The organism is Calditrichota bacterium (assembly GCA_014359355.1).
Classification (GTDB): domain Bacteria; phylum Zhuqueibacterota; class Zhuqueibacteria; order JANLFK01; family Oleimicrobiaceae; genus Oleimicrobium.
In genome coordinates this window covers 1-7,372 of record JACIZP010000079.1, presented here as the reverse complement: position 1 = coordinate 7,372, position 7,372 = coordinate 1, and the positions used below count along the sequence as shown (strand labels likewise).

Here is a 7,372-nt window from a genome sequence, read left to right as displayed (position 1 = left end):
GGCACCGTAGCTGCCCAGGACGTCGGTGACGGGCTCTTTGCTCGCTTTGCCCACCCAGACTGGCGCAAAGCGGTTCAGGCATGGAAGCAGGGGCTGATAAGCTCCCGCGAATGCTTGGAGAGGGAGTGTCGTCTCGCCCGCGTCACGCGTGCTGCTCTGGACGCCTATGCAGAGGAACAGGAGCTTGACCCCCACTTTCGTACGTTTGCGGACTTTTGCGCCGAGCGCCACATACCCTTGATGGTGCTGAGCGATGGCCTTGACTATTACATCGCGCGCATCCTGAGGCGACATGGGCTGGCGCACATCCCCTTTCGCAGCAACCATCTCGTGTTCGGCGCCGATGGCACGATCCGTCCGGAATTCCCCTACTTCGAGCTCGGGTGCAGGGTGTGCGGCAATTGCAAAGGCTATCACGTGCGTACGCACCGCCAAGACGGAGAGGTGGTGGTCTACGTCGGCGACGGCTTCTCCGACCGGTGTGGGGTAGCCGAGGCCGACGTGGTGCTCGCCAAGGGGGACCTGCTCCGCTATTGCCAGGGCGAGGGGATTGCCCATGCCCCATTCACGACATTTGCGGATGTCCTGACGTACGTGCGCACCATCCTTTCTGGTCACACTGACTGAGGACACGTCCTGCCCCCGTGTTCTTGCCTCGACTCTCCTGTTTTCTCTGCCTTCAGTTTGGAATTCCTTATCATATCCTTTTGCCCAGTGGTACTCACGCCTTCTTTCCGGTCACGCTGGCACCGACCTGTTGCCGAGCTGGGACAGCGGGCCCGCGCACTGTAGACCGCATGCCACACGAGCAAGGCCCGTAGTTTCAATGTGTTAAGGCGATTACTCCTTCCTCTGTTTCCTTCGTGCCTCACTTTCCCTGGCCAAACGGCGGAAAATCCCACTCGAGACAGGTCTGAAGCAACCTAATAACTGTCTAATATTTTGGCATTTGAAGGCCTGGACACTTTTCTTCCAAGGAATGGCATGCATGTTGTAAGAGGAAAGGCCGGAACGCGGTCGCCACAGAGGCGAAACAGAGATGCGTTCGGTAAGTAATCGGAGCAGGAGGTAAACCCAGAGCATTGTCACAGAATGTGGACCATTCCCCTGTGTCGTGAACGAGAGTCCCCGACACAGGGGAGACTGCAAAACCCCGTCGACAATCCCCCATTTGTGAGCTGTCCCGGCCGTGCTAAACGGGCCGCCGTGCCTTTAGAGGTCGGGTGGTGGTGCGCCGGAGAGGCGCAAGAGGTGAGGTCAAGCGTGAGAGGCGCGGAGGGAGGAGGTGTGGTAGAGAAGGCACGTCACTGGACGCGACTGCTGGTCGACCGCCAGGAAGGTCAGACCCTTTTCGAGTACGCTATCACCGTCTTTTTTGTTGTCGTCGCCTGCATTGCCCTGCTCTCGGCGCTGGGGGTGAATGTGGCTGGCCTTTTCAACAATGCCGGGAATGCCGTTTAGGCGTCCAAGAGCCTTGTGGCACGAAGGTTCTCACCGGGATGACGGAAAAGACTGTCAATTGCAAGAAACCGTGAACCCTAAACCTGTGGACGAAGGGAGGTGAGGTACGTGATGGCTCTCAAGCAGATTTGGGCACTGGTCAGGCGGGAAGAAGGTCAAACCCTTCCGGAATATGGGCTGATCATCTTCCTGGTGGCGATCGTGTGCATCGCGGCCCTGACGCTGCTAGGCGGCAACATCAACAACTTGCTGAACCAGATTGCCGATGCGTTGTGACGCGTAGCAGCAGACACTGAGCGTGGAGGAGGGAGGGTTCCAATACCCGGAAGGCCTGCTTAGGAAGCAGCGAGGATGTCCTGGGCACTGCGGTGCATTACTTCTGCACCCGCGCCCTTCCCGTGCCTGGCGACAGCCCCTTCTCAAGGATGTCTACCCTCCCTCCTCATGCCGGTGCACTGGGTGAGCGAGCATGCTTGACGAAACAGTTCTCCGAGGAGCCGTATGTGGCGCGGTCGTGGCGGTGGCGCTATTGGCAGCCTACTACGATTGGCGATGGCGTCGCATACCAAACTGGTTGACATATCCCGCAGCAGCCGTGGCCATTGGCGTACGGCTGCTGCTCGGGGGGGCGGGGGCGGCGACGCAAGGAGCCGTGGGATTGGCGATCGCCTTTGTCATCATGGCGGCCTTGTTTGCCGGTGGCATCATGGGCGGAGGAGACGTCAAGTTGGCAGCGGCGCTGGGCGGATGGATCGGATGGCAAGCAATCCCGCGGGCGCTCTTTTACATGGCATTGCTGGGAGCCGGGTTGTCGCTGGCCATGGTCGCCGCCGCGCACAGGGCTAGGTCGATGGATGGCGCCCGCGATGATGAAGAGCTGGCAAAGGTCGAGCGGCGACGGATGACTGTGCCCTACGGGGTGGCGATTGCTGGAGGGGCTGTCCTGGCGTTAGTGCTGTAGAAAAGGAGGCAACGAGCGGCAGTGCTACGATTTCAGCGAAAAAAGAGGCTGTTGGGCGAGCGCGGTCAGTCCCTGGCCGAATTTGCCTTGGTGCTGCCCTTGATGCTGGTGATCCTGGCGGCCATCATCGAGTTTGGTCGGGCGATGATGACCCTGAATGTCGCCAGCGGTGCAGCGCGCGAAGGGGTCCGCGTGGCGGCAACTGGGGCCGGCTCAAACAGCGCCAGGCAGGCCGCCATCAACGTCATCACCGCTGCGGGGTACAACAACTACTCGGTGAGCATCAGCGGGCCCGATGGCAACAACAACATGCGCTGCACGGTGACGATACCGCACACGTTCTTGACGGGCAACATGGTGCCGGGCCTTGGTGGCCAGCTCAACATCTCCCACACGGCAGTGATGCGCTGGGAGGGATAAACGCGCGAGGGGCTCGTCGTGAACCTGCTCGCGTGGGGATGGTGGAGAGTCAAGAAGAGGTGGCAAGGGAACCATGCTAAAGCCTAAGATTATTGTCCCCATTGCGTTGGTCAGCTCGCTGGGGGCGGCCTACATTGCCAAGGGACGCATTGCCCAGATGACCATCCACAGCGAGAGCGAGCCAGTCACGCAGCCGACTACGGTCAGCGTGGTATTGGCCGCCGCCGATCTCAAAATCGGCACGGAGCTGACCAAAGAAGTGCTGGTAGTGAAAGACTGGCCCCCGGAGGTGGCGCCTCCGGATGCCTTCCGCAGCATCGACGACATAGTTGGCAGGGTGGTCCGCTACGAGATTTTGGCCGGCGATCCTATCACCGAGCGAAAGCTTGCCCCGGTGGGGTCGCGAAAAGGGCTGTCCAGCGTGATCCCGCCGGGCAAAGTCGCCATGACCGTTGGCGTCAATGTTGTCAGCGGCGTGAGCGGTTTCATCCTCCCCGGTTGTCGCGTGGATGTAATCGTCACCACGGCTACTGGCTTCTCCAAGGACACGGCAAAGACCAAGATCATTCTGCAGAACGTCGAAGTGCTCGCCGTTGACCAGGAGACAAAGCGAGGGAGTGACTCGCCCATGTCGGTGCAGGCGGTCACGTTGCTGGTGACACCCGAGGAGGCTGAGAAGCTGGCACTGGCCAGCACCGAAGGCAAGCTTCAACTCATTCTGCGCAACGCCGCCGATTCACTGCGGCACGAGACGAAAGGTGCCTCTCTGCCAGAGCTGGTCGACAGCTACAAGCCAGCGCCGGTCCAGCCGAGCTATCGGCCAAGGCCGAGTCAGGCTCCGGAGCCGAAAAAACAAGAGTACACCGTGGAGGTATTCCGCCAGGGAAAGAAGTCGGAAGTCAGTTTCAAGGAGGGTGCCGAGCGCCAGAAACCTTGAGCGCGCTAGGCCCCCCTCTGTCGCTCAGCGCAAGGATGGGAAGAGGAAGGGAAGACGAAAATGCGCATCAGAGGGTGTGGCGTCAAATACGCGAAGGGAGCGGGGGTCTTTTGTGCCTGGTTGCCTCTGCTCGTATGGGCGGTAAGCACGCAGCTATGGGCCGGACCTTACCAAGGCGGTCCTGAGCAAACCGTGATGCTGGAGCCGTCGCGGTGTGCAGTCTTGGACTTCACTGCTCCAATCACCAAGGTCTTCGTCGCAGATCCCGAAATCGCCGACGTCACCGTCACCACGCCCAAGCATCTGCTGGTGGTGGGAAAGAAGGCTGGCGTGACGAATGTGGTGGTCTGGACGAACGAGACCACCTACCAGCAGTACACGGTCCAGGTTGGCCGGACAAAATCGGCCGACCAGGTGATGCTGCAGGTGCGCTTTGCGGAGATGAGCCGCGGTGCCCTGCGTGAACTGGGGGCCCACTTCATCATCGAGCAACTCAAGGTTGGCTCAGAGGAGCTCACCGTCGGAAGCTTCGCCGGCAGGGTCAATACGCCGGCGATCCCCCCAGCCTTGGGCGACAATGTGAGCTTCTTCTTCTCCATTCCCAGCCAAAAGCTTTCTTCCATCCTCCGCGCCCTGGAAGAGAAGAGGGTGCTGACCACGCTTGCCGAACCGAATCTGGTCGCTGCCAACGGCGACACTGCCAGCTTCCTGGCTGGAGGCGAGTTCCCGGTGCCGATCGTCAACTTTCAGGGCGTGACCATTGTGTTCAAGGAGTTCGGTGTCCGGCTCAAATTCGTTCCGACAATTCTCGATTCGGAGACCATCGAGCTGAAGGTGGCACCCGAGGTGAGCAGCCTCGACTTTGAAAACGGCGTGCTGCTGAGCGGTTTCCGCATTCCCGCCCTGCTCACCCGCCGGGCGCTCACCACCGTTCATCTCAAGGACGGCGAAGGGTTGGTCATCGGCGGCTTGATGACCAAGGAGATGATGGACACCATGTCACGCATCCCCATCCTGGGGCACATACCCGTGTTGGGGAATCTTTTCAAGAGCAAGCGTGCTAATCGCCAGGAGAGCGAGTTGATTATCCTCATCGTACCTCGGATTGTGCAGCCAATGCGCCCCGAGGAGGTGCAAGAAGTCAAACTGCACGAGTGAGAGGGCGACCGACAGGTGTTCGGTCTCCCGATGCGTACGTGAAGAGAATGTGTGGGTGTGTCGATGCTTGGGAAGTCACGAAAACAGGAAAAGCCGCAAGAGGCGGCACATGCACAGAAGCTGATAGCGGTCATCATTGAGCCGGAGGAGTCCTCGCTCCAGCTCATCGAGGAAGTGCTCAAGGAACCAGGCGTCTTTGACCCGATCATCAAGTGCACAAGTCTGACAGAGGGGATGCAACAGGTGCGAGCGCATCGGCCGCACCTCTTGGTGTTGAGCGGCGTACCCAACGCCTCGGAGGCGCTCTCTTTTCTTATGCGCGCTGGCCTTTCATTCCCGGCCATGACGACCTTTTTCACCGCCCACAGCGGTTCTCCCGAGTTGCTGCTGGAATCGATGCGCGCGGGCGCCCGAGAGTTCTTAGTCAGACCTCTGGACCGGCACGAGCTTGCCGCTGCGGTGCGGCGGTTTCTGAGCACCAAGGTCACGCAAGGCCTAGTGCCGCAAAAGACGGGCAAGGTCATCTCCGTCTACGGGGTCAAAGGTGGCCTGGGGGCAACGACCATCGCCACCAACCTCGCCGTCAATCTTGGAACGAAGCTCGAGAAGGCGGTGGTGGTAATGGATGCCAACTTTCAGACGGGTTCGGTGGCCATCTTCCTGGATATTCAGCCAAAGATCTCCATGACCGACCTTGTGCGCGACATCGACCAGATAGATCCTCAGTCATTGAAGCGGGTCCTGCCGAAGCATCCGTCGGGTATCTATTTCCTGCCGCCACCAAAGGCGAACAACGGTGTCTACAAGCTCTTGCCGGCAGACATCACCAAGCTGTTTGCTCTGCTCCGGCAGGAATACGACTACATCGTTGTCGACTTGGACCGCTACGTGGATGAAACAACTGCTCTGTTCCTTGAGGAGACCGACCTGTTGTTACTGGTGGTGAACCTCGATGTGCCATCCCTGGTCAACACCAATCGCACGCTGGATCTGCTGCAGAAGCTGGGTTTTGACCTGGGAAAGACCATGTTGGTATCCAACCGGCACATCAGCCAGAACGAGTACATGCTCGAGGAGTTTGCGCAGTTGGTCAAGCGCTCCATTGATTGGAAGATTCCCAATCACAAGTATGCGGAGTGCCTGGCGGCAGTGAACAAAGGGGAGCCGTTTGCGCTGCGCGGCGAAAAGTCGAAGGCAAACAAGAGCCTCATTGAGTTGGCAGAGGCTCTGGACAAGCGGCTGAGCGAGATGGCGCAGGACAGAAACCTCAGGCCACAGGAGTGAGCGGAGCATGGATTCGGCAGTAAGCGCACGATTGGCAAAGTTCGGGGTGGCATCAGACGCGGCGGTGGAAACTGGCATGCCCAGGAAGGCCAGTGCCAACGAGCGCGAAAAAGCCTATCAAGAGCTAAAGACCCGTATCCACCGCAAGCTCATCGACAAGCTGGACCTCTCGCAGATTGGGGCCATTCCTGAGCAACAGCTACGCGCCGAGGTGCGGAGGATCGTCGAGGAACTGTTGGACTCCGAGGCCGATGAACTGCCGGTGGCCGGGGTGAATCGGGAACGACTGTTGGCCGAAATCCAGCACGAGACGTTCGGCCTGGGGCCACTCGAACCGCTGTTGGCCGATCCGACAGTCTCCGACATCTTGGTGAACGGCCACAAACAGGTGTACGTGGAGCGATTTGGCAAGTTAGAGCGGACCGACACGGTGTTCAAGGATGACGACCACCTCCTGCACATCATTGACCGCATCGTGTCGCAGGTGGGACGACGCGTGGATGAGTCCAGCCCAATGGTGGACGCCCGTTTGCCGGACGGCTCGCGCGTCAACGCTGTCATCCCACCCCTGGCCATCGACGGGCCGGCGCTATCCATCCGCAAATTCGGCGTGCGCAAGTTCACCATGGAAGACCTCATCGAGATCGGCTCTTTGACGCGCGACATGGCGTTCCTCATGCAAGGAGCAGTGCGCGCCCGGCTCAACATCCTGATCTCCGGAGGCACCGGTTCTGGAAAGACCACCTTCTTGAACGTGTTGTCCAGCTTCATACCGGGCCACGAGCGCATCGTGACCATCGAGGACGCTGCAGAGTTGCAGCTCAACCAGGAGCACGTGGTGCGCCTGGAGACGCGCCCGCCCAACGTGGAGGGCAAGGGTGCTGTTTCGCAACGCGAGCTTCTGATCAATGCCCTGCGTATGCGCCCGGACCGCATCATCGTGGGCGAGTGTCGTGGTGCTGAGGCCTTCGACATGCTTCAGGCCATGAACACCGGACACGACGGTTCGATGACCACGCTCCATGCCAATTCGCCGAGGGACGCCATGCGCCGGTTGGAGTCGATGGTGCTGATGGCCACTGCCAACCTCCCGGAAAGAGCCATCCGGGAATACATGGCCTCAGCCATCGACCTGGTGGTGCAAATCTCCC

The 7,372-nt window shown here is 59.8% G+C and carries 9 protein-coding genes; all 9 read left to right on the top strand.

The annotated features are described in order from the left end of the window. Window positions 1-627 (top strand): HAD-IB family phosphatase (locus H5U38_03530; protein ID MBC7186087.1); only part of this gene is annotated, 627 nt, incomplete at its 5' end. 660 nt (window positions 628-1,287) lie between these two features. Beyond that, complete coding sequence (locus H5U38_03525) at window positions 1,288-1,461, top strand: Flp family type IVb pilin (GenBank protein MBC7186086.1); 174 nt, start codon at window positions 1,288-1,290, stop codon at window positions 1,459-1,461. A gap of 111 nt (window positions 1,462-1,572) precedes the next feature. Next, window positions 1,573-1,737 (top strand): Flp family type IVb pilin, encoded by a 165-nt coding sequence (locus H5U38_03520; protein ID MBC7186085.1) that lies wholly within the window; start codon window positions 1,573-1,575, stop codon window positions 1,735-1,737. 193 nt (window positions 1,738-1,930) lie between these two features. Continuing rightward, window positions 1,931-2,422: a prepilin peptidase gene (locus H5U38_03515; protein MBC7186084.1), complete on the top strand. Its 492-nt coding sequence runs from the start codon at window positions 1,931-1,933 to the stop codon at window positions 2,420-2,422. 21 nt (window positions 2,423-2,443) lie between these two features. After that, a complete protein-coding gene (locus H5U38_03510; protein ID MBC7186083.1) occupies window positions 2,444-2,842 on the top strand; it encodes a pilus assembly protein in 399 nt (132 codons plus the stop codon). 73 nt (window positions 2,843-2,915) lie between these two features. After that, window positions 2,916-3,779 carry a Flp pilus assembly protein CpaB gene (gene cpaB / locus H5U38_03505; protein MBC7186082.1) on the top strand — a complete coding sequence of 288 codons (864 nt, stop codon included), beginning with the start codon at window positions 2,916-2,918 and terminating at the stop codon, window positions 3,777-3,779. A gap of 60 nt (window positions 3,780-3,839) precedes the next feature. After that, entirely contained in the window at window positions 3,840-4,937 is a 1,098-nt protein-coding gene (locus H5U38_03500) for a pilus assembly protein N-terminal domain-containing protein (protein ID MBC7186081.1), read from the top strand. Between the two features lie 63 nt (window positions 4,938-5,000). Beyond that, the gene (locus H5U38_03495; protein ID MBC7186080.1) at window positions 5,001-6,221 is read left to right on the top strand and encodes an AAA family ATPase; all 1,221 of its coding nucleotides are present in this window, start codon (window positions 5,001-5,003) and stop codon (window positions 6,219-6,221) included. Between the two features lie 76 nt (window positions 6,222-6,297). Continuing rightward, window positions 6,298-7,372, top strand: a 1,075-nt coding sequence (locus H5U38_03490) for a CpaF family protein (GenBank protein ID MBC7186079.1), incomplete at its 3' end; no start/stop codon positions are given.

What these genes read in the sequence shown, in the direction of transcription:
- H5U38_03500 (MBC7186081.1), top strand. Translation starts at nt 3,840, where the DNA reads ATGCGCATCAGAGGGTGTGGCGTCAAATACGCGAAGGGAGCGGGGGTC.
- H5U38_03520 (MBC7186085.1), top strand. Translation starts at nt 1,573, where the DNA reads ATGGCTCTCAAGCAGATTTGGGCACTGGTCAGGCGGGAAGAAGGTCAA.
- H5U38_03515 (MBC7186084.1), top strand. Translation starts at nt 1,931, where the DNA reads ATGCTTGACGAAACAGTTCTCCGAGGAGCCGTATGTGGCGCGGTCGTG.
- H5U38_03495 (MBC7186080.1), top strand. Translation starts at nt 5,001, where the DNA reads ATGCTTGGGAAGTCACGAAAACAGGAAAAGCCGCAAGAGGCGGCACAT.
- cpaB (MBC7186082.1), top strand. Translation starts at nt 2,916, where the DNA reads ATGCTAAAGCCTAAGATTATTGTCCCCATTGCGTTGGTCAGCTCGCTG.